Genomic DNA, 19,719 nt, shown 5'->3' on the forward strand with positions numbered 1-19,719 from the left:
GTGTCAATGGTCGTGAGTGACGAGGCGCTGTCCGTTGCGGGTGGCGGCGTTCCTGGCCCAGCTGCTGGTGGAGATGAGGCCGAGCGCGAGCACGGCGACTCCGCAGCCCCCGATGACGACCCAGGCGGCGCGGCTCGAGTGAACGAACCCGGCGCTGGAGCTGGCTACGATCGACCCGGTCACCGCGACGCCGATCGCGCTGCCGAACTGGCGGGCGCTGGCCGCGAGCGCACCCGCGACACCGACCTGATCGAGCGGCATTCCGGAGACGGCGGTGTGGCTGACCGGCGGGCTGACCATGCCCGCGCCGAGGCCGAAGACGGCGTAGGCGACCAGCAGGTAGACCCTGTCGGTGTGTGCGCTCAGGGCAACGAGGAGAAAGGCGCCTGTGGCCAGGAGCGCGCCGCCCAGCACGAGGGCGAAGCGGTCTCTTTGGGCAGCGACGAGCCGCCCGGAGAGATTGGCGGCGACGGCTTGACCCAAGGCCATTGGGATGATCATCACACCGGCGTGCAGCGGGCTATAGCCGCGGATGTCCTGGAGATAGAGGGTATTGAGGAACAGGAACCCGCCCAGACCGGCCGTCATCATCAGCGAGATCAGGTTCGCACCGGAGAACGGAGGGCTGCGGAAGTACCGCAGGTCGATCAGCGGCTCGGATCGCCGCGGCTCGACGATGAGAATCCCGATCAGGGCCACGACGGCGAGCACGATCAGCCCGGCGATCCAGGGGTCTGTCCACCCGTGGCGGGGGCCCTCGATCGTCGCGGCGATGATCGAGGCGAACAAGACGATGATCAGCGCCTGACCGAAGGGATCGAACCGGCGGGCCCGGGTGGCCTTGGACTCAGGGACGAACTTCTGCGCCAGCGCGAAGGCGGTGATCCCGATCGGGACACTGATCCAGAACACCGACCGCCAGCCGATGCCGCTGACCAACAGGCCACCAAGCGCAGGACCCGCCGCCATGGTGATCCCGATCACCGATCCCCACACACCGATCGCGCGCGCCCTTTCCCCGCGGTTGGTGAAAACGCTGACGATGATCGACATCGCGACCGGGTTGAGCATCGAGCCGCCCACCGCCTGCACGCTGACGAAGGCGATCAGCCACCCCACGCTGGGCGCCAGGCCACACAGCAAGGAGCCGAGAGAGAATAGCGTGAGCCCAAGGTGGAAGATCCGCTTGCGGCCGAATCGGTCGGCCATCGAGCCGGACAGCATTAGCAGGCAGGCCATGACCAGGGAGTAGGTGGAAACGGTCCACTGCAGGCTGCTGAGCGAGGCGTGCAGGTCCCTACTGATCGAGGGAAGCGCGACGTTGACGATGGTGAGGTTGATGCCGGTCACGCCCACGCTGAGACAGCAGATCGCCAGCACCAGCCAGCGGCGGACGGGACGCGATGGGCCGGTCGACGGTCCGGTCGCCGCTGTCGGGCCGGGCGGGTTAGTGGGAGCGTTAGATGTGCTCATGGCGGATCCTTGAACAGGGGCGATAGACTCCGGATTGAAACGGAGTGGGTGTTCAGATAATACGAACACCCTGTCCACTTACGCAAGGACGCTTGAATGCCTGACCAACCGCCTGCTCCCTCCAAGAGGGCTGACGCGGTCCGCAACCGCCAGCGGATCATGGACGCCGCCCGCGCCGCCTTCGCTGCGACCGGGCCAGAGACATCGATGGCCGAAGTCGCCCGGAGGTCCGGGGTCAGCCCCGCAACCCTGTACCGCAACTTCGAGAGCCGCAACGAACTCCTCGAAGCGCTCCTCGTCGATGAGGTCGACGAGGTCTGCGCCGCTGCTGCGACAGCCGAGGGCGACGGCCCGGCGGAGCGCCTTACGACCTGGCTCCGCCGCTTCTTTCAATACGTCACCACCAAACGGCCGGTCGTGATCGCGCTGGTTGAGCACACCGACACCAACAACCCCGTCTTCGACACCCGAGGCCGGATGCTCACCGCCGGTCAGCCGCTACTCACCGCCGCCCAAGACGCACACGAGATCGAACCCAGACTCGACCTGGGCCAGATCCTCGACATGGTCGTCGCCATCGCGAAGATCCCCGGCACCCCGGAATACCGACAGCCGATCCTCGACGCGGCGCTCGCCGGCCTACACAGACGCGACGCCTGACGCCCTCGCCGAGCGGCGCACGGCGCCGGATCCCGCCCCCAGGCTCGCTGCGCTGACCGGCCAACGCCGGCGGAACGCGACAAGCCGCCTTCACCGTGCCGCCCAGGCTCGATGCGCCGCCGACGAGGACCCGTCATCCTCGGCAGACCTGGACTCTTAACCCGGAATGGCGCAAAGCTCCGATCTACACCCTGAACTGCGAAGAGCCCGTTTTTGTGTCGTGGGCTGAGGCTGTGGAGGCCGAAGAGCCGAGTGTCGTCTCGGGGTGGCGCTGGTTTCCACTGCTCCGGGTGTTGAGCTGCTGGCGTAGGGACGGGGAATCCGTTGGTCAGCCAGGGTTCGGCAGGAGTGCGAGCCGCTCAAGAGCTGTGGTGATGTGGCTGCTCCAGGGCCAGTGCCGGGCCAGGCGGAGGACCCGCCGACGGCCGGTGGTCACGAGTTGTCCGGCCGTGGTGACCAGGCGGAGCCGCAGGCGGCGGGGCTCCCAGCACCCGGCCTTGCCAGTCAGGGCGAGCATCGCGCCCGGCGGGGACGGGCGGGACCGCGGGCAGGTCGATGATCCGGCTGGTGTGGGCGTGGGCGGTGCACTCGTTGATACCGAATCCGGCAGCGGTCTTCGCCAGGGTGGTGTGTTCGCGCAGTTAGACCAGTGCCACCATCGCGCGTTGAGACGGGCGGAGCTTGCAGCGCCAGTCGCCCTCACGGGTGACGACAGGCATGGTCACCCCCTCCACGAGCGCATGTAGCAGGTCGAGTGCGGCAGGATAGATGACCAACGAGGCCCCCGAGCAGCGTTGTTGAGACGCCAGACATCTCGACCAACAGCTCGGGGGCCTCGCTCGTTGCGCTTCGCAGCCTGTCACCTGCTCGGGGACCAACTCGAAGAAGCTCAGTGAACCGTTGAGTCGCCTGTCCCGTTTCAGGGGTGGCTTCGCTGAGTCGGAGCCGACCGATCTAATAGGCGAGGCCAGGACGAACCAGGACCGGCCCGCCGAAGCGCACGAGGGGCGGCAGTTCAATCCTCAGAGGGTCCGAAAGCCGCGCCGAAATCAGTCAACGCGGAATCGAGGCAGAAATGCTCTTGGCGCCGCCGAGACACCTCAATGCTCAGAGAAGGGCTGTTTAGTGGTGTCAGTGGATCAGAAGATGCGAAGGGCCAGCTCCATCGCGGCGGTCGTGCTAGCGTCAGTGGTGGCACTGGCGGCATGCTCGGGCAGTAAGGAATCCGCCGCGGACAATGCGTCTTCCGAGACCGTATCGGCGGGGGCCAAGGCACCGAAGCCCAGCGAAAATACTTCAGCGCCGGCTACGGAAGCTGACCAATCGTCGGCTGAGAGCGTCGTCGCCGCGTGGGTAGCAGCAGTGATCAAGGGTGAAATGAAGGAGTCGTGTCTACTGATGGCCGACGCGGAGGCCACACCCGCAAAGGTCGGCAGCGAGGAGATATGCGGCGACAAGGCCCCCTTGCGTAAGGAGATGGAAGAGATTTTCAAGAGCTACCGAGAAGCGTTTACGCCCGATCCACCCATCGACGACCCGCAGGTGAAAGTAGCCGAAGTTGTTGCCCCTGGCGACAAGGCGGAAATCCCTAGCGACAAGATCGCTGTTAATGGCCAGTCGCTCAACAAGATCGTCCTGTCCCACTCGACCGGGGTGACGGAAGATGAGCTGGACATCAAGGTTGAGTCAAGCAAAATCGGAGACATTTGGTACGTGACGAATCTCGGCTTCCACATCGGCGGCTGACCCCTTCTGCACAGTCGATGGCTCTTATCACCGACCTTCTTCAGTCGGGCCGGGTCCGTGAAGCCGATGCATTCGCAGCATGGCTCGACGAACAGGTCGCTGGCACCCTCGGGGTCTCCCACCCCGACGCCCTACGCATCCGCGAGATGCGGGCCCATGTCACCGCCCTTGCCGGGAAAACGGTCGTCGCTGTGCTGATGTTCCGTGACGTCGCCGAGCCCTGGCATTACCAGGGGGGCGCCGAACAGGCCGAGGCCGCGGCGGCCCGCGCCGAAACGCTCTGGCTCCAGATGTGCGACCTGGCCCCTGCGCTGTCCGCCAGGACCGCCATGGTCCGTATGCGTAACCAGATCCCAGGCGAAAGGGGACAGGCGCTCACCGCAGCCCTGGAACACAGGACATGGCTAGAAGCCGCCGCCGGGGCCGCGGGCAGCGCGGAGATTCAGGACCGGGCCCTATCCTGGGAACGCCCCGCGCAGGAACTCAGACCGACGGCATGAGTACGGGGCCTGGCACGAGGAGTGTCTTGCGGATGCAGGCCGCCGCCATCGTCGGTGGCCTGCATCACGGCCGAACCGCCCGTCGGAAGCGTCGAGCGACCTACAACAGCTCCGGACATCGCAGTTGTCACGCCGCAGGCGTGTGCCACAGCGCCGGGGCCTGCCCGTCGACCTCTTGGTCAGGGGCCGTGACGATACCCAGAGCCATCCGTAATGCCCGTACGGCGTGGTACAGGCGCGATTTGACAGTCCCCGCCGGGATACCGAGCACAAGAGCCACTTCGCGAGTCGTCCTGCCGGTGTAGTACGTCTCGTACAGCACCTCACGGTGCTTAATCGACAGCGACTTGAACGCTTCCCTAAGGATCATCGATGAAAGGAGCACATCGAGGTCATCGCGCTTCGCCAGCAACTCGTCCAGCCAGGCGGTGCCATCGACCTTCTGAGGGCGGGTCATGCGCAACCGGTAGTCGTCAATCACGAGGTTGCGGGCCACCCTGAACAGCCACGGCCTCAGAGACTCGCTGCCGTCCATGCTCTGGGTACGCCAGCAGCGCAGCAGCGCCTCCTGTACCAGGTCTTCCGCCCGGTGATGATCTCCTCCCAGCAAACGCAGGACGTAGTTGTACAGGTCCGTCCCATGGTCGTCGAACAGCACACGCATCGCCCGTTCCCGGACCTCGACTGAGCCGGCGGATCCCATCACTGTCAAGCTCACGGTGCAACTCCCATTGCTCTGCGCCCTCGCGGCGAACGTCGGGCGACGGGGCCAGGTCAACGGCCCCCAGAGGCAGGAGTCTTGCGAGCCGAGTTCCACGTTGCATTGACAAGCGATTGACGCATGATCCACAGCTACCGCCGGCCTCATTCGGATCGCAGCCCAGCCAGAAGCCGCACGTCCTTCGGCGGGGCGGCGGCACCGTGGCTCCGCCGCCACATCCCGTTGAACCGGACTTCGGCTCTCAGGCCGCACCCGCCGCCCGGACGTCCGGCTCCACCGTGAGGGTTCGCATACGTAGAGAGACGAGACGCAGCAGTGCCGCGTCGGCAACTGCCCGGCCGCCGTGGTTAGCGTGCCCCGACCATACGGGCGAGCATGACGCCAAGCAGAGCGCTCCCGTGGTCGAGGCCGCGTGCACCTCGTCGATCCTCAGCCACGCAGCGGTCGTCCGTGCCACTTCCTCACGGGCTCGCAGATCGCCCTGCCAGTGACGGATCCAGGCAAGTTCGATGCACATGGCCGCAGCTTGAACAGGGTTGCCGCCGCGGCAGGCGACATACGCTTCCAGAGCGTGAGCCTCCAGCCTATTGGCGTGCTCGGGGCCAAACCTACGCTCGAAGTGCTCGCGCAGCCGGAAAGCAAGTCCCGCCGCCCGCTCCAGCGCGTTGGTATCCAAGTGACGGACGAACCCTACGAGCGCGGTAAGTTCGTCCCGGACCGCTGCCTGGACCAGCACTGCCGCGTCCTCGGGTACTGGCGGCGCGGGTGTCCCGTCATGCTCTTCTTGCAGTGCGACCCGGCTCGAACCGTCAGGATGCACCTCGATCAGAGTCACATCGCTGTGCTGCAGGTTGCTACGAACTCACCCCGCCCACGGCTCCCGCGGCGTGACAGACCGCGATAGGAATCAGTGAGCTTCTTCAGAACGGTCACCGATCGGGTGACGTCCAGGGGCGCGGTTCTGCCCAGCACGGTGGCAGTCGCCCTGTTCACCGACATCGTCAACAGCCGGTGCTTCCTAACTCGTCGGAGGGGCGGCTGAAGAAGCTCAGTGCGTCGGTTCTCGGGGAAACGGGAAGTAGCGGTCGGTGCCGCCAGACCGTGGAAGGCTTTCGTCCAGAACTCCGCCCCGTTGTCCTCCCGAATGGGGCCGTGCCCTCGGTGATCGGGGACCGCACCCAGGGTGCGGAGGAGATGGCGAGGACGAACACCGTGACGTGGCCCGGCCAGGTCGGACAGGAGTACGGCCGTGCTGTGGGCGGCGCGGCGCGGCGAGGGTTCTGACCGGTCGAGAACAGCGAGGATCTGGTGGTCCTGAGGCCCCAGCGCAGCCAGGAGGCGGCCGGAGAGGGCCGGCCGGGCGAATCCGTACAGCGCGGTCCGGTGTGCGGCGGCGCCGAACGCGTTGCCCACCACCCGAACAGCGAAGAAGCGCTTCTCCTCGCCGCGCAGGTGGTCACCCACCGCGCCAAGGCCGGACAGGACCCGGACCTACTGCGGCACGTCGCGCCCTCCTGGAGGCCGTCGCAGACCCAGTGAACGAGTGATGCGCGGGTCCTGAACGAGCTCCGGAAAACCCACGCGAAGCCGGGACGACCAAGCCTGCGCCAGAGTGGTACCGCCTGTTACCATCGGACCATGGCAAAGACACAGAAGGGCTGGCGCGTCGACGACGAAATCGCGGAGTTGGCCACCGCTCGGGCCAAAGACCGCGGTATGGCCGTCGGCGACTACATTGCGGCGCTCGTGCGCGAGGACGTCGGCGGGCTACGGCAGCGGGGCCTGGACGCGGCGCAGCGTTTCCTCGACGAGCACCAGGCCGTCTTCGACGAAGCCGAAAACGCTGACCGTCACGTTCCCGGAGCACACGCCGCGTAATGGACCTGCACATCGATGTCCCGTGGATCTTGCAAGTCGCGGAGATCGCGGGCGCAGCGGATCCCGCTCCGGATGATTACGGGGTGCCGGTGGCGGCGGTCGCCTGCCACCGGGCCGAACTCCTCGAAACCCCTGTCTACGACGGCCCCTATGCCCGCGCCAGCGCTCTGGTCCATATTCTCGGCCGCTGCCGCTGGCTGGAGCGATCCAACCTCGCCGTGGCCGCGGCGACGGGCGTCATGTATCTGGAGGCCTCCGGCATCCCGCTCAAGCCCACCCGCGAAGACGCCATCGCCCTGCGCGACCTGCTGCGCGACTCTACCTGCACCGCGAAGAAGATCGCAGACCTTCTCCGTACCTGGCCGCAGGCCAGCTGAGGAACGACCCCCGGTGCGGGAAACGATGGCAGCGGCGCCCACTCCCGCTCCTGCCCGCCACCGGATACCGCGCTTCCGGCGGTGTCCCTTCATGTCCGGCGGTTCTCAGCCGGCTTGGGGCCGGACCGTCCGTCCACCGAAAGCCCATAGGTCGTTCAGCACTGTGCTGCGCAGCATCACCGCCGTATGGCGCCCTCGCCTCATCCACGGATGATGCTGCAGGCGAGGCTGAGGAAGGCTTCGTGGATGTCGTCGGGTATCTCCCAGCGGATGCGTAGCCGGAGGAACCAGTGCAGGAGCGCGGTTCTGCTCGACGACCCACCGGTAAACGCCCAGTCCTCAGCCATGCTCTGCGCCGCGGCGAGCCCCGGACCTGTGCGCGGTACTTGTCGTGGTCGTAGCCCCGGTCGGGCCGCCGGCGAGGCCGTCCGCGTCGGCCACGTACCGGCGAAATGGCCTGGATCAGTGCGATGAGCGGGGTGACGTCGTTGCGGTTGCCGCCGGTCAGGGAGGCGGCCAGCGGGATGCCGTGCACTTCGGTGATCAGATGGCGCTCGGAGTCTGTTCGGGCACGGTCGACCGGGCTCAGTCCGGTTTGGGACCGTCCTTCATGGCTCGCACGTGGGAGCCGTCGATCACCGCCCGAAACCAGTCCAGGGCGCCGACGGCGTGCAGCTCGGCCAGCAGCGACTCGTGCAGACGCTGCCACACACCGCACGGTCTCCTCTCACGACTCGCCTGTCCGCGAGCGCGGGCTTCTTGATCATTGCAGGAGAGCCCTTAATACGATAAGTCTTCCTTGGCACGATACGGGCCGGAATAGGGGTTAACAGGCTACTCGTCCAGACCTCTTAGCTTTTTTGTCATCTCTTCAGCATCCGGATGATCAAACGATTCGAAGATTTCCAGTGCCGACTGCCAACTAGCCCTCGCTGCACGCGCCTGTCCTGATGCCAAGTATGTGTCACCGACATGTCCGAGGGTATGCCCCTCTCCCCAACGGTTGCCGACATCTCGGTGCGCTTCCAGAGCTCGCTGATAGGTTTCTATCGCAGTGTCGTAGCGGTGGAGCCTGTGGTGGACGGTACCGAGGATATCGCGTGTGACTCCTTCAACCCAACGGTTTCCGTTGGCGCACAGCACGGTTAGCGCCTGCTCCAGGAATGTGACGGCTTCGTCGAACCTTCCAATCCGTTGATAGAGATCACCCAGGTTGCTCAGAGTGATACCTTCCGACCATGCACTCTTGAGAATTCGAGCAATAGTCAATCCTCGACGGTTATATTCAATGGCTTTGGCGAATTGCCCAGACTGAAGATAGGCGTCGCCTAGATTCGAAACTGTCATCAGTCTGCCGAACCTGTTGCCCAGTTCCCTATGAATTGCCATTGCTTTAAAAAGGCAATCGATAGCCTGGTCGAGACGCCCTGAAAGGCGCAGAGCGGCAGCCAGATCCATGAGAGCCTGCGCTTCACCCTTGCGGTCGCATGCTGATCGGGCAGCATGGAGACCCGTCTGCGTGGTGTCGACCCAATCACTCATATGGCTGCGGAGGTAGAAAAAACCCCATAAGACTGCAGGAAGTTGCCATGCAATATTATTGTGCCCGAATTCAACTGCCCTATGGACAGCCTGGACGAGGTTAGCCCGCTCCGTAGTACACCAATGCAAGGCTTGCTCGTGCGTGGTAAAAGCAAGGGGGTTACACGAAGGAGGCCTTGAGCTCAAGGGGATCCGGTGACGATGCGGAGTAATCTGCGCATACGCAGCATCTGCGGTGTATAGATACCAGGTGAGGAGCCGCTCGACGGCCCGGTTCCGCTCGTGTGGTGTTGTCTGAGCTTGAACACGTTCAGTGGCGTAAACGCGTAGCAGGTCGTGTAGCGTGTACCGACCAGGATGATGTTCGATGAGCAAGTGCGCACGCTTGAGCTCGTGGAGGAGATTGCGAGCTTCACGAAGAGAGTGGTCAGCAAGGCTAGCAGCCGCAGGTATAGAAATATCGGGTCCTGAGTGCAAGCCCAGCAGGTCGAACATGCGTGCTGCTGGTCCGGACAAGGCTTTATAGGACGTGGAGAAAACAGCACGCACGTCTGTATCAATATCACCGGCAGCGAAGGCGTCAAGGCTTCCCTGGCTATCCCGTAGTTCCGCAGCGATTGCGCTGAGCGGGAACGTCGGGTTGGTGGCGGCACGGGCAGCGATGATAGCTAGCGCCAGTGGCAACCGAGCACTGTGGTCGACGAGCTCTGCTGCTGCTTCAGGTTCCGCCTCCACCCGTTCGGCGCCGAGGCGTCGCGAGAGGAAGCTATGAGCTTCGGCATACGTCATCGGATTCAGCGTCAGGGGATGCGCGCCGGCATTGGCGACTAGCCCTGTGAGCTCATTGCGGCTGGTGACGATGACAAGGGAACCCGGGGAGCCAGGCAGCAGAGGCTGGACTTGATCGGAGTCTCGAGCATTGTCGAGAAGGATCAGCATTTTCCTTTGTGCAAGCAAGCTACGATACATGGCCACTTGAGCGTCAAGACCTACGGGTATCCGCTGCGGTGCAACGTTCAAGGCGTCGAGAAAATCACGAATGGCCTCACTTGGTGAGACACTCGGCGCAGATGGATCAAATCCGCGCAAATTGATGAAGAGTTGTCCGTCTGGAAACCGATGGGCGATTTGATGAGCCCAGTGCACCGCAAAAGCAGTTTTACCAATAGCACCCATACCGCCGATCACGCTGATTACCACCGTACCTGGCAGTTCTCCGCCTCTTGGCAGCAAAGCCTGAATCTTTTGCAGTTCTGCCTGGCGACCTGTAAAGCTCGCTAGATCGGCTGGCAACTGTTGAGGCCGCGTTATCGTGTCAACGCCGGGTGGTCGCGCTTCACGGAGCGCGGGCAGACCGGCCTCAGTGTCCGGCGGGGCGACCTCCTGTGCAGTTGAGGGAGGATCTAGTGTCCTGTCGGCTGCGAGTATTCGATCATGCAACTCCCTTAGTGGCACACCAGGCTCGATGCCCAACTCATTAACCAAGGTATGACGCATACGGCGATAAGCCGCAAGCGCCTCAGCCTGACGTCCGGACCGGTAAAGCGCTAGCATCAGTAACCGACAGAGTTGCTCACGCAACGGGTATTGACTGGTCAGTGCTGTTAACTCGACGATGGCTTCGCCATGACGCTCAAGCTGGACATCGATTTCCAGACAGTTCGCTAGCGCGTTCAACCGCTCCTCCTGGAGTCGGGAGCGCTCCGCCTCCGCCAGTGGGCCGGGAAGCCCAGCTAACGGTGTTCCTTGCCACTCGTCGAGTGCTGTGCGCAATAGATCCGCAGCGGCACGCAGTTCACCTGCAGTATGTAGGCTTTTAGCCTGAGCTAATCGCCCTTCGAACACATCGAGATCCAGTGCGCCTTCAGGAACTTGGATTAGATAGCCATCGGCGACCGAGATAACCACGCGAGGGGAATCTCCCGCAGCACGCCGGGGTTCCAGCACCTTACGCAGCCGTGACACATAAGTACGCAGTACGGACACCGCAGCCGAAGGTGGATTCTCACCCCACACGGCGTCAATGAGGTCGTTCACCGAAACAGGACGGCTACGCCGTGATAGCAGCGCCGCCAGCACGGCCCTCTGCTGCGGTGAACCAAGGCCTAGTTCCTGATCACCCTGCCATGCCCGAACTGGGCCCAGCACCGCAAAGCGTAACGAGTGAGGTTGCCCAGAGGCTAAGTCTGCCATGTTCACCCCATGCACGATACGGCCAACAGGTGACTCGAAGGCTCCCCGTTACGTGCGGCTCGCCATTCCGTTACATTCGTAACATCAAGCCTCTTCAACGTTGCTGTTCGAGGCATTGATCTCGGCCTCGTGCTCGCTCGATCAAGCTTTCCGGCCTCGTGGTGATTCTCTGCTGAAAGTGACGTTAAAGCTGTGTGGCCGGGTTGCCACTTATGTCCTAGCCTCGATCTGTTCTGAAAATCCCCGTGCCACGCCGATGGCTCTGCGATGCCGGTGAGCTCGTTTGCCAGGATGGTGCGGGGGTCAACCGAGGGGAGCACGGTTTGTCGCCATGGCGGCATCGGCCGTCCGGGAGCATGCGTGTCAGACTCCGAGTCTTCCCTTGACTCCTCCGGGCCAGCCACCGAGCGGGGTGGGTGCGGCCGTCGGGAGCGGCGATGCATCGGCAGGACGTGAGGGACGAGGCCATTGATCTGCGGTCCGCGGGAGTGGACCTGGGCAAGCGATTCCTGCTGGCCTGCGTGCGCACCCCCAGCACGAAGCGGTCGAGACCTGAAGTTTGGAGACGGAGCGGTTCGGGACCACGCAGTCGGAAGTCCGCCGGCTGTTGACCTGGCTGACGGAAACATGAGGTTGAGGTGGTGGTCATGGAGGCCACGGCCGACTACTGGCGGGGTGTCTACTACGTCCTGCAGCCCCATCTGAACCTCATGCTGGTCAACCCCGCCCACCTCAAAGGGATCCGAGGACGCAAGAGCGACCCCCAGCGACGCGGCGAACCTGCGCAAGGAGCGAATTCGGCACCGTGCGCCGCGCGGAGCGGGCATCAGGGTGTCGCGCCTGTGCAGTCCGCCGAGTGCCGCGTCAAGGATCGGCTGTCGGTATTCCGGGGTACCGGGGATCTTCGCGATGGCCACCACGAGGTCGAGGATCTGGTCGAGGTCGAGGTCGCCGGCGATCTGGTATGCGTCCTGGGCGACGGAGAGCAGCGGCTGGCCGGCCGCGAGCATCCGGCCCCGGGTTTGGAAGACGGGATCGGTTGTGTCCGTGTGTTCATGCAGCCCGAGGACGACCGGCCGCTTGGTGGTGACGTACTGGAAAGAACCGGCGCAGCCAGGTCGTGAGCCGGTCCCCCGGGCTGTCACCCTCGACTGTCGCGGCCGCGGCACAGACCTCATCGACAAGCAGCGCCTCCAGGAGTTCGTGACGGGTCGCGAAGTTGCGGTACAGGATTGCCGGGAGGGCCGGGTCGGGGCCGGGTGACCAGGCCGTAGTCCTCGTCGGTGCAGGCTTCGATACGGCACACGGCTTCAGCGATCTTGAAGTGATCGAGTGCCCAGCTGAGCGCGCCACCGGTCGCGCAGGCAGGATCGTCGGCGCGCTCGGTGGGGCGCAGCGGGGAAGCACGAGGAACGCAGTCAAGCCCGACGGCGCCGCGCTACGGCCGTTCGCCCAGGCCAGCACCCGAACCGGCCGCACATGCCCACCACCATGCGACCGGCTCGAACGCCCTGCTGAGCCGAGCCGTCGTGGAGGCCGTCGTTACGGATTTCTGCTTGGCCTGTAATAACTCGACTGGTACGCACATTTCTCGGTGACAGAGCCGATACGAGGAGACGGCGCGTGACCCAAGCCGAACGCTTCCGGGACGTCTACGAGGAGTGCTATCCGCGCGTACTCGCCTACGCCACGAGCCAGGTGGGACGACAGGTGGGTGAGGACATCACCAGCGAGACCTTCACCGTTGCCTGGCGGCGGATACGGCACGTTCCGCAGCCCGCGCTGCCCTGGCTCCTGGGAGTGGCCCGCAACCTGGTGCGGGAGTTACGTCGCCGGGACAGCCGCCAATACGCCCTCGCCGCACAGGAGGCACAGCGCATCAACAGCGGCGCCCTGGCCGAGGCGCAGGACGTGGCCATGGGCGTGAGCGATCGCGAGGCAGCGCTCCAGGCCCTGGCGAGCCTTTCCCCCGCCGACCGGGAACTGCTGACCCTGATCGCCTGGCACGGACTTGCTCCCAAACAGGCCGCACGTGTTCTGGGCTGCCCCGCCGCGACCTTGACCGTCAGGCTGCACCGGGCCCGTCGCCGCCTGGAACGGGCCGTGGAGGCCGTGTCCGTACCACCCGCACCGGCAGCGCGCCGCACTGACAGCCGCACTGACCGCGAAGGAGCACTCACGTGAGGAAGACCCACCCACGGTCCGCGCAGCGTCACGACGTCATGAGGACGCTGGCGGACGCCCGGCCCGCCGAGCTGGACCCGTCCCTGCTGGCGGGCTCCCCGCGGCAGCACGCGGATCTGTCGCGCATCATGGCCGCAGCGCAGGAGAGGTCCGCCGGACTCCCCCTGACGCGCCTGCGTCCCCGGCTCCTGCCACTTGGAGCCGCCGCGGCATCCGCGGTCGTGGTGGGTACTCTCGTCCAGCAGGACTCGTGCGGAACCACGAGTGCGCAGGCGGGCACACACCCGCCGTCCGCCACCGCGACGGCGCCGGCCGGCCGCATGGTACTGCTGGGGGTGGCGCGGGCGGCGGAGGCTTCGGCTGCCGAAGGAACGTACTGGCGGGTGACAACGCGGTCGCAGAACGTGGACGTCGTTGGCGAGCCGGGGCGGCGCTTCGCCGTGCGGAGCACCGCGACCTCGGAGTGGTCTGTGGGTGTGCGCCCGGGAACCCGGAGCCTGATGGTCAGCGGCCTGGACGCCGAGACCCGGCCCCGCACCGCAGCGGACGAGGAACGCTGGCGGGCAGCCGGTTCACCGCGACAAGTGGAGAGCCCGGCAGACACTAACGGCCGGATGAAGGTCGCGCTCAGGATCGGACCCGGGCGGCCCATGGTCATGCGCACGGACAGCGAGAACAAGATCTACGCCGTGGGGCCGGACAACGTCTCCTACCAGGATCTGCGGAACCTGCCCACCGACAGCGCACGGTTGCGCCGACACTTGGAGCGGCTGTACGAGCGGGACGGCGACGCGGAGACCAGCGGCGCCCGTACGGCCTGGATGCTGCGCCAGGCGGGCAATCTCATCACCATGCCGGTGAAGCCCGGCACCCGGGCCGCCGCCTACCGCCTGCTCGCCGACCTGCCGGGCATCCGCGTCCAGAACTCCGCCACCGACCCGCTGGGACGCAACGGCATCGCCATCACGCTCCCCGACGACGCGCAGACCCCGCTGGGGAGTGTGGAGCAGCGGCTGGTCGTGAACCGGACCACCGGCGCTCTGCTCGCCGAACTCACCGTCATGGCCGAACCGTCGGCCACCGCGCGGCAGGCGGGGCTGGACGCCGGCACGGTCGTGACCTACTCGGCGACCACCCGGATGGAATGGGCGCAGCGGCAGATCACCGTGCCGGAGAACGCCCAACACTGACCTTCCCTCACGGCGGGCCCGATCCGCCGGACCACCCGTCCCTCGCCGAAGGTCCACCTCCCCTGGCCGCCTCGGCGGCCAGGGACGCGTGGGAGACCGGCGAGTCTGTCACGGATACACACCTGCGAAAGGCACGACTTGTTGACTTCTCCCCCAGCTGAAGCCGGGAGATTCTTCCCTCGCGGGTTGAGCTTTCTGCTTCCCAGACAGCAGCTGCCCCGAACCAACGGCAAGGGACGTGGGTACGCCCAGCAGTCTTACGCCAGCTCCACAGACCTGACATCCCGCCAGCCCGGCGGTAGGCCCGGCCAGCTTGGTTATCGCCGACCGGACGCCGCACAAACTACCGCTTACCTGCGGGTGGTTGGCGGTGAACGCAGATCCGCCCTGGCGGCGCATCGGCTTTCCCTGCCCTGCTCCGCACGAGTCCGTTTCCTCCCTCGCCTGACGGCGGGGGTATCCACGGAGGAATCCCGATGACAACCCCCATACGACGGTCCACCTCACGCGGCGCCCGCGTGGCTACCGCAGTCGCGGCCTGTGCCCTCGCCCTCACCACACCGTGGGCCGCCCAGGCGCTGCCCTCGACGAAGGCCGCTGCGCAGACGCCCTGGAAGGTCGCGCTACCGCTCTCCCAGGCGCAGTCGGGTGACTTCTTCGACATCGACGCGAGGAGCGGTACCGATGCCTGGGCGGTCGGCAGGAAGGCGGACGACTCCCTTTCCACCAGCCCGCTGGTCAAGCACTGGGACGGCAGGCGGTGGAGCGATGTCCGGCCCGCGGCGACCGAAGGCAGACCCACGCAGTTCGACGCGGTGACCGCCTCGGGCCCCGACGACGCCTGGGCCGCCGGGACGTACACCGACGTGCAGATCGACTCCGCGTCCGCGGCCCGGATGCCGGACCGCCTCGCGGCCCGGTTGCCCGGCTCCCCGGCGAACCGGTTCCGCGGTGGCGCCGCCGCGCCTCCCGCGACCGCCAGCCCGATCGTGCTCCAGCACTGGGACGGCACCCGGTGGAATCGGGTACCGCGTCCGGCACCCGCCGAGGGCTGGCTCCAATTCGTCGGCGACCTCACCTCGTTCGGCCGGGACTCCGTGTGGCTGACCACCGCGGACTGGAACCCGGTGACGAACGCGAACGCCGCGCAGCTCGAGCACTGGGACGGCCGCACGTGGCAGCGGACGGCCCTTCCTCCGGCACCGAACGGCGCCCCGGTACAGCCCTGGAGCATCACGGGCACCGGCCCCGACGACGTGTGGGTCACCGCCCAGGCCGACGCCGACGGCACCGCGACGCCCCTGCTCTACCACTTCGACGGCAGGCGTTGGACGGTGGACACCATCCCCGTGCCCACGAAGTACGACGTCGGCTGGGTGGCCAACCACATCGTGACGACGAAACGCGGAACGGTCCAGGTGTTCGGCAAGACCAACGACCCCGGGGTGCCACGCGGACTGCTCGCCACACGATGGGACGGCCGCACCTGGCAGCCGACCCCGTTGCCCGACGTCGACGAGGTGAACGCCGCGGGCGTGGACGGCTCAGGAAAGGTGTGGATCGCGGGCTGGCCCGTGGGCAGCAGCCACGCGGTGCTCTCTCGATGGGACGGCGCCTCCTGGACTGACGAGCAGCTGCCCGAGGACATCACGACCCGAGCGGGCAGTTCGATCCTCGGTATCGACGGTGTTCCCGGCACTCGCGGCGTACTGGCCGCGGGAGACACCGCCTGCGAGAGCACGTCGTCGGGCGCGTGCGGTTTGGTGGTTTCGCGCGGGATCGACTGACAGGCAGATCGCGGTTTCGGCGGTCGGAGGGGTGGCCGCGGTGACGATGGGTTCGAGGTCGGGGCGGGTGATTCCGCCGTTGACGGTGCGGATGGCGCGGGCGAGTAATCCGCGGGGCACCGTCGCCATGTGGGAGCGCGATCGGCTGGACGGTCTGTTCAGGGATGGCGACTTCGCCGAGTGATATCCGGCTGACGGACGGCGCGGGCTTTCGCCCGCCCAGTTGGCGCTGGTGTCGGTGCTGCAGTACGCGGGAGAATCTCACCGACCGGCAGGTGGCGGAGGCGGTGCGCTGTCGTCTGGACTGGAAGTACTGTCTCGGCCTCGAACTGCATGATCCGGGGTTCGACTTCACGGTGCTGAGCGAATCCCGTGACCGGGTGGCCGAAGGCGACCGAGCAGACCGGCTGTTGGCCCTGGTCGTGGACCGGCTCGTTGAAGCGGGACTGGTCGGGCGGCGGGGACGGATCCGGACCGATTCCACTCACGTCCTGGCCGCAGTTCGGCGCCTGACCGGCGTGAGCTGGTCGCTGAGACCCTGCGCTGTGCTCTGAAAGAGCTCGACCTGAAGGGCGAGCGGTGGCTGGCCGCGCTCGTCACCTCGGACTGGGCGGACCGCTATGGTCCGACCGGTTCGCTATGACCGGCTTCTGCTCGGTCCGGTCCGCGCCGACCCGCAGGCCGCCCAGCGGCCGGGTTTCACGAAAGAGGACTTCGACATCGACTGGGAGGCCCGCACGCTGACCTGCCCGCACGGGATCACCAGCCCCCCCGTGGAAACCCGCCTTGGGCGACGGACACCCCTGGCTGTCCGTCCTCTTTCCCCGAAGGCATGCCGCGAATGCGATGACCGGCTGAAGTGCACCGGCAACATCGACGGCAAGGGACGCCACATCTTGCTGCTGCCCGAGCCCCAGCAGAAGATCCAGACGCAGGTGAGGAAAGACCAGAAGACGAGCAACTGGCAGCGACGCTATGCCATCCGCGCGGGCTGCGAGGCCACCGTCTCCGATACGGTCACGCGCACGGCCTGCGGCACTGCCGCTACCGCGGCCTGGCGAAAACGCATGTCCAGCACGTGCTCACCGCTGCAGGTGCCAACATCATCCGCCTCAGCGAATACTTCCCACCAGGCACTACACCTCCGGCGGGCCGGCTGGGTCGGTGGTGGCCACGACCAGCCGGCAGGGTCAGTCGGGTCCGTAGCCGCCCAGGCGGGCGTCGGCGGCCCACCAGGTCTCGGTGTGCCCGTCACGGAAGTGACGCTCCACGGGCCTCCAGTCGCCTGGACGCCGGGCATCGCGCCAGGCCAGGGCATGGGCAGCTTCGATGGGGTTGTGCGGCTGGTCGGCCCGGGCCCAGGTGCCGCGGTGCGGCTTGAGCGCGACCACGTAGGCCAGGCCGGCCTGACGCAGTGCGACGTACCAGTCGTCGCTGACTTCAGTAGGCGCAGTCGGCGACCACCGCCCGGCAGCCGAAGCCCGCCCCCCGCCAAGACTGATGAACCGTCGGGTTCGATAGATCGTTGTTCAGGGTGTCAGTGAAACAACCCGTACTGCAGGCGGAGTGCTGTCTCGAAACGGGCTGAAGCGCCTACAAGGGCGTGAACCGCGGATCCTTCCGGAGCGATGGTTTATTCCTGTCGTAACAGTTCGTGTCTCGGTTCTCTTGCCGCGCCCAAGGTTTGAGGAGTTCTGATCAGGTGAAGATCACATCGAGGTGGGCTGGTGCGTCGGCACTGGCAGTCGCGGCCACAGCCACGGCCGCCGTGCTGGCGGGTGTTCCTGCTTCCGCAGCAGACACCAATGAGTACGTGGCACTGGGCGACTCATATGCTTCCGGCGTTGGGACCTCCATGTATGACCCTTCCAGCGGAGACTGCCAGCGTAGTCCGCTGGGGTACCCAACGCTCTGGGCAAAGTCTCACTCCGATTACTCATTCAAGGATATGAGCTGCAGTGGGGCGAAGGTGGCTGACGTGGAGGCCAAGCAACTGTCCGCTCTCAGCGGGAACACGGATCGGGTCACGGTCACTGTCGGCGGTAACGATGTCGGCTTCGCCTCGACTGTGAGGAACTGCCTGACCAGTGATGAATTGTGCAGCGTTTCCACGCAGCTCTCAACCTTCTATGCCAAGAATCGGCTCAAGGCTGACTTGGACGCTCTCTTCACTAAGATCCACGAACGCGCCCCGCACGCGAAGACATTTGTACTCGGTTACCCACGCCTGGTGGCACCTGCTGGAACCTGCACTCTCTTTAGCAGCACGAGCCCCAGGCCTGCCAAGATGAACGCAACCGCAGACGCTGTGGACGAGGCCATCAAGGATGCTGCCGCGAAGGCGCAGTTCGAATTCATCGATGTACGCCAGAAATTCTCGGGTCATGAAGCCTGTGGGCCCCTTCCCTGGATCAACTCTGTGCACTTCACGCAACCTACGGAGTCCTTCCACCCCACCAGCGAAGGTTATGCTCGCGGGTATGCGGCCCTCCTTAGCCTCGCGCTCTCCCGTGCCCAGCAGACTCTGAGCTCTTCGTGACGTAGTAGATCTTGAGTCGTAAGTTCGTTGTCGCCTGCCGGTGAAAGTCCGGTCCGGGTAGCTGCCAAGGGGCCCGGTAGCAGACTGGCGGCGTCGGGGGGAAACGCCCGGTGTCGAAGCCCAGTGTCGAAAGCCCTGTAAGGGGGAGCAACGGTCCGTAGCATCACGCGAAGTCTGCGGCGTCGTTAGCCTCGAAGTTTCGTGACGGTCCGCCGACGGAGTCGGTGGACCGTTTTCGTGCCGTGAGCTGACGGTGGGCAGGCCGAAGACCCGAGTGTGGTCTCGGGGTGGCGCCGGGTTCCACTGCTCCGGGTGTTGAGCTGTTGTCGGAGGGACGGGGATTCCGTTGGTCAGCCGGGGTTCGGCAGGAGTGCCAGCCGGCCGAGAGCTGTGGTGATGTGGCTGGTCCAGGGCCAGTGCCGGGCCAGGCGGAGGACCTGTCGACGGCGGGTGGTCACGAGTTGTCCGCCGTGGTGAACAGGCGGAGCCGCAGGCGGCGGGGCTCCCAGAGGCGCGCCTTGCCGGTCAGGGCGAGCATCGGCATCCAGGCCAGCAGGTCGAGAGCAATCTGCACGATCTCCAGCCAGATCCGGTTCTGGGCGCGGACGGCGCTGGAGTAGGAACTCGCCCGGTCCCGGCAGATGATCTCCGCGCCGGGGTGTTCGCGCAGCCAGCCAGCGAAAGTGACTGCTGACGGCGGAAATGCGAAGCTCCCCGCAGGCGGTCTGATCGGCTCCCCGCTCGCGGACACGGGATCTCCCCACTGACGGACGCGTGATCCTTCCGGTGTCTTGATCACCCGGCCTGTTCTCTTGGCCGGGTGAAGACCAAAGAGGAGATCATGGAGATTCTGGAAGCGTACGACCTCACGGGCAGTTACCGTGCGGCGGCCGAGCTGTCCGGGGTCGACCACCACACCGTGAAGCGGT

The 19,719-nt window shown here is 65.8% G+C and carries 16 protein-coding genes and 6 pseudogenes; 13 read left to right on the forward strand and 9 right to left on the reverse strand.

What is annotated here, in order from left to right; all coding sequences use genetic code 11:
• Positions 1-3 precede the first annotated feature (3 nt).
• Positions 4-1,473 carry an MFS transporter gene (locus tag ACWCQ1_RS45295; protein WP_451029253.1) on the reverse strand — a complete coding sequence of 490 codons (1,470 nt, stop codon included), beginning with the start codon at positions 1,471-1,473 and terminating at the stop codon, positions 4-6.
• A 159-nt stretch (positions 1,474-1,632) separates the two neighbouring features.
• Here ACWCQ1_RS45295 and ACWCQ1_RS45300 point away from each other — a divergent pair, with 159 nt between their 5' ends.
• A complete protein-coding gene (locus ACWCQ1_RS45300; protein WP_451029254.1) occupies positions 1,633-2,133 on the forward strand; it encodes a TetR/AcrR family transcriptional regulator in 501 nt (166 codons plus the stop codon).
• A gap of 328 nt (positions 2,134-2,461) precedes the next feature.
• On the opposite strand, the pseudogene ACWCQ1_RS45305 reads toward ACWCQ1_RS45300, so the two are convergent.
• Positions 2,462-2,650 (reverse strand): annotated as a pseudogene (locus ACWCQ1_RS45305) (transposase); the annotation flags it as partial.
• A gap of 25 nt (positions 2,651-2,675) precedes the next feature.
• Positions 2,676-2,909 (reverse strand): annotated as a pseudogene (locus tag ACWCQ1_RS45310) (transposase family protein); the annotation flags it as partial.
• A gap of 358 nt (positions 2,910-3,267) precedes the next feature.
• On the opposite strand from ACWCQ1_RS45310, the gene ACWCQ1_RS45315 reads away from it, so the two are divergent.
• Both ACWCQ1_RS45315 and ACWCQ1_RS45320 read left to right on the forward strand, forming a co-directional pair.
• On the forward strand, positions 3,268-3,879 hold the full coding sequence (locus ACWCQ1_RS45315) for a hypothetical protein (RefSeq protein ID WP_451029255.1): 612 nt from the start codon (positions 3,268-3,270) through the stop codon (positions 3,877-3,879).
• Between the two features lie 17 nt (positions 3,880-3,896).
• Positions 3,897-4,379, forward strand: coding sequence for a hypothetical protein (locus ACWCQ1_RS45320; RefSeq protein WP_451029256.1), 483 nt, complete (start codon positions 3,897-3,899; stop codon positions 4,377-4,379).
• Positions 4,380-4,506: 127 nt separating this feature from the next.
• Here the strand turns inward: ACWCQ1_RS45320 and ACWCQ1_RS45325 are convergent, their stop codons facing one another.
• Entirely contained in the window at positions 4,507-5,097 is a 591-nt protein-coding gene (locus tag ACWCQ1_RS45325; protein WP_451029257.1) for a sigma-70 family RNA polymerase sigma factor, read from the reverse strand.
• Between the two features lie 244 nt (positions 5,098-5,341).
• Positions 5,342-5,935: a hypothetical protein gene (locus ACWCQ1_RS45330; RefSeq protein WP_451029258.1), complete on the reverse strand. Its 594-nt coding sequence runs from the start codon at positions 5,933-5,935 to the stop codon at positions 5,342-5,344.
• A 473-nt stretch (positions 5,936-6,408) separates the two neighbouring features.
• Between ACWCQ1_RS45330 and ACWCQ1_RS45335 the strand changes: the two genes are divergently transcribed.
• The 3 genes from ACWCQ1_RS45335 to ACWCQ1_RS45345 all read left to right on the forward strand — a co-directional run bounded on the left by ACWCQ1_RS45335 (position 6,409) and on the right by ACWCQ1_RS45345 (position 7,355).
• A complete protein-coding gene (locus tag ACWCQ1_RS45335) occupies positions 6,409-6,639 on the forward strand; it encodes a hypothetical protein (RefSeq protein ID WP_451029259.1) in 231 nt (76 codons plus the stop codon).
• A gap of 99 nt (positions 6,640-6,738) precedes the next feature.
• On the forward strand, positions 6,739-6,978 hold the full coding sequence (locus ACWCQ1_RS45340) for a hypothetical protein (protein WP_451029260.1): 240 nt from the start codon (positions 6,739-6,741) through the stop codon (positions 6,976-6,978).
• Entirely contained in the window at positions 6,978-7,355 is a 378-nt protein-coding gene (locus ACWCQ1_RS45345) for a fic family toxin-antitoxin system, toxin component (RefSeq protein ID WP_358610390.1), read from the forward strand. Before ACWCQ1_RS45340 ends, ACWCQ1_RS45345 begins: the two co-directional genes overlap by 1 nt.
• Before the next feature lie 200 nt (positions 7,356-7,555).
• Here the strand turns inward: ACWCQ1_RS45345 and ACWCQ1_RS45350 are convergent.
• Both ACWCQ1_RS45350 and ACWCQ1_RS45355 read right to left on the reverse strand, forming a co-directional pair.
• Positions 7,556-8,087, reverse strand: a pseudogene (locus ACWCQ1_RS45350) (transposase); the annotation flags it as partial.
• A gap of 102 nt (positions 8,088-8,189) precedes the next feature.
• Positions 8,190-11,090, reverse strand: coding sequence for a BTAD domain-containing putative transcriptional regulator (locus ACWCQ1_RS45355; protein WP_451029267.1), 2,901 nt, complete (start codon positions 11,088-11,090; stop codon positions 8,190-8,192).
• A 647-nt stretch (positions 11,091-11,737) separates the two neighbouring features.
• Between ACWCQ1_RS45355 and ACWCQ1_RS45360 the strand changes: the two genes are divergently transcribed.
• The 6 genes and pseudogenes from ACWCQ1_RS45360 to ACWCQ1_RS45385 form a co-directional block, all read left to right on the forward strand.
• Positions 11,738-12,214: a hypothetical protein gene (locus ACWCQ1_RS45360; RefSeq protein WP_451029261.1), complete on the forward strand. Its 477-nt coding sequence runs from the start codon at positions 11,738-11,740 to the stop codon at positions 12,212-12,214.
• Positions 12,215-12,713: 499 nt separating this feature from the next.
• Entirely contained in the window at positions 12,714-13,274 is a 561-nt protein-coding gene (locus ACWCQ1_RS45365; protein WP_451029262.1) for an RNA polymerase sigma factor, read from the forward strand.
• Positions 13,271-14,464 (forward strand): CU044_5270 family protein, encoded by a 1,194-nt coding sequence (locus tag ACWCQ1_RS45370; protein WP_451029263.1) that lies wholly within the window; start codon positions 13,271-13,273, stop codon positions 14,462-14,464. Before ACWCQ1_RS45365 ends, ACWCQ1_RS45370 begins: the two co-directional genes overlap by 4 nt.
• A 518-nt stretch (positions 14,465-14,982) precedes the next feature.
• On the forward strand, positions 14,983-16,251 hold the full coding sequence (locus ACWCQ1_RS45375) for a hypothetical protein (protein ID WP_451029264.1): 1,269 nt from the start codon (positions 14,983-14,985) through the stop codon (positions 16,249-16,251).
• Positions 16,252-16,526: 275 nt separating this feature from the next.
• Complete coding sequence (locus ACWCQ1_RS45380; RefSeq protein WP_451029265.1) at positions 16,527-16,805, forward strand: transposase; 279 nt, start codon at positions 16,527-16,529, stop codon at positions 16,803-16,805.
• Between the two features lie 66 nt (positions 16,806-16,871).
• Positions 16,872-17,353, forward strand: a pseudogene (locus ACWCQ1_RS45385) (transposase); the annotation flags it as partial.
• Positions 17,354-17,444: 91 nt separating this feature from the next.
• Here ACWCQ1_RS45385 and ACWCQ1_RS45390 read toward each other — a convergent pair.
• Positions 17,445-17,736 (reverse strand): annotated as a pseudogene (locus ACWCQ1_RS45390) (IS701 family transposase); the annotation flags it as partial.
• 328 nt (positions 17,737-18,064) lie between these two features.
• Between ACWCQ1_RS45390 and ACWCQ1_RS45395 the strand changes: the two are divergent.
• Positions 18,065-18,790 carry an SGNH/GDSL hydrolase family protein gene (locus tag ACWCQ1_RS45395; RefSeq protein ID WP_451029268.1) on the forward strand — a complete coding sequence of 242 codons (726 nt, stop codon included), beginning with the start codon at positions 18,065-18,067 and terminating at the stop codon, positions 18,788-18,790.
• A 350-nt stretch (positions 18,791-19,140) separates the two neighbouring features.
• Here the strand turns inward: ACWCQ1_RS45395 and ACWCQ1_RS45400 are convergent.
• Positions 19,141-19,391 (reverse strand): annotated as a pseudogene (locus ACWCQ1_RS45400) (transposase); the annotation flags it as partial.
• Positions 19,392-19,719 lie beyond the last annotated feature (328 nt).

The sequence above is a fragment of the Streptomyces sp. NPDC002144 genome (assembly GCF_053593695.1).

Bases quoted from the DNA above. Each gene is read 5' to 3' on its own strand.
- ACWCQ1_RS45345 (WP_358610390.1), top strand. From the start codon at position 6,978: ATGGACCTGCACATCGATGTCCCGTGGATCTTGCAAGTCGCGGAGATC.
- ACWCQ1_RS45320 (WP_451029256.1), top strand. From the start codon at position 3,897: ATGGCTCTTATCACCGACCTTCTTCAGTCGGGCCGGGTCCGTGAAGCC.
- ACWCQ1_RS45300 (WP_451029254.1), top strand. From the start codon at position 1,633: ATGGACGCCGCCCGCGCCGCCTTCGCTGCGACCGGGCCAGAGACATCG.
- ACWCQ1_RS45295 (WP_451029253.1), bottom strand. From the start codon at position 1,473: ATGAGCACATCTAACGCTCCCACTAACCCGCCCGGCCCGACAGCGGCG.
- ACWCQ1_RS45360 (WP_451029261.1), top strand. From the start codon at position 11,738: ATGGAGGCCACGGCCGACTACTGGCGGGGTGTCTACTACGTCCTGCAG.
- ACWCQ1_RS45340 (WP_451029260.1), top strand. From the start codon at position 6,739: ATGGCAAAGACACAGAAGGGCTGGCGCGTCGACGACGAAATCGCGGAG.
- ACWCQ1_RS45355 (WP_451029267.1), bottom strand. From the start codon at position 11,090: ATGGCAGACTTAGCCTCTGGGCAACCTCACTCGTTACGCTTTGCGGTG.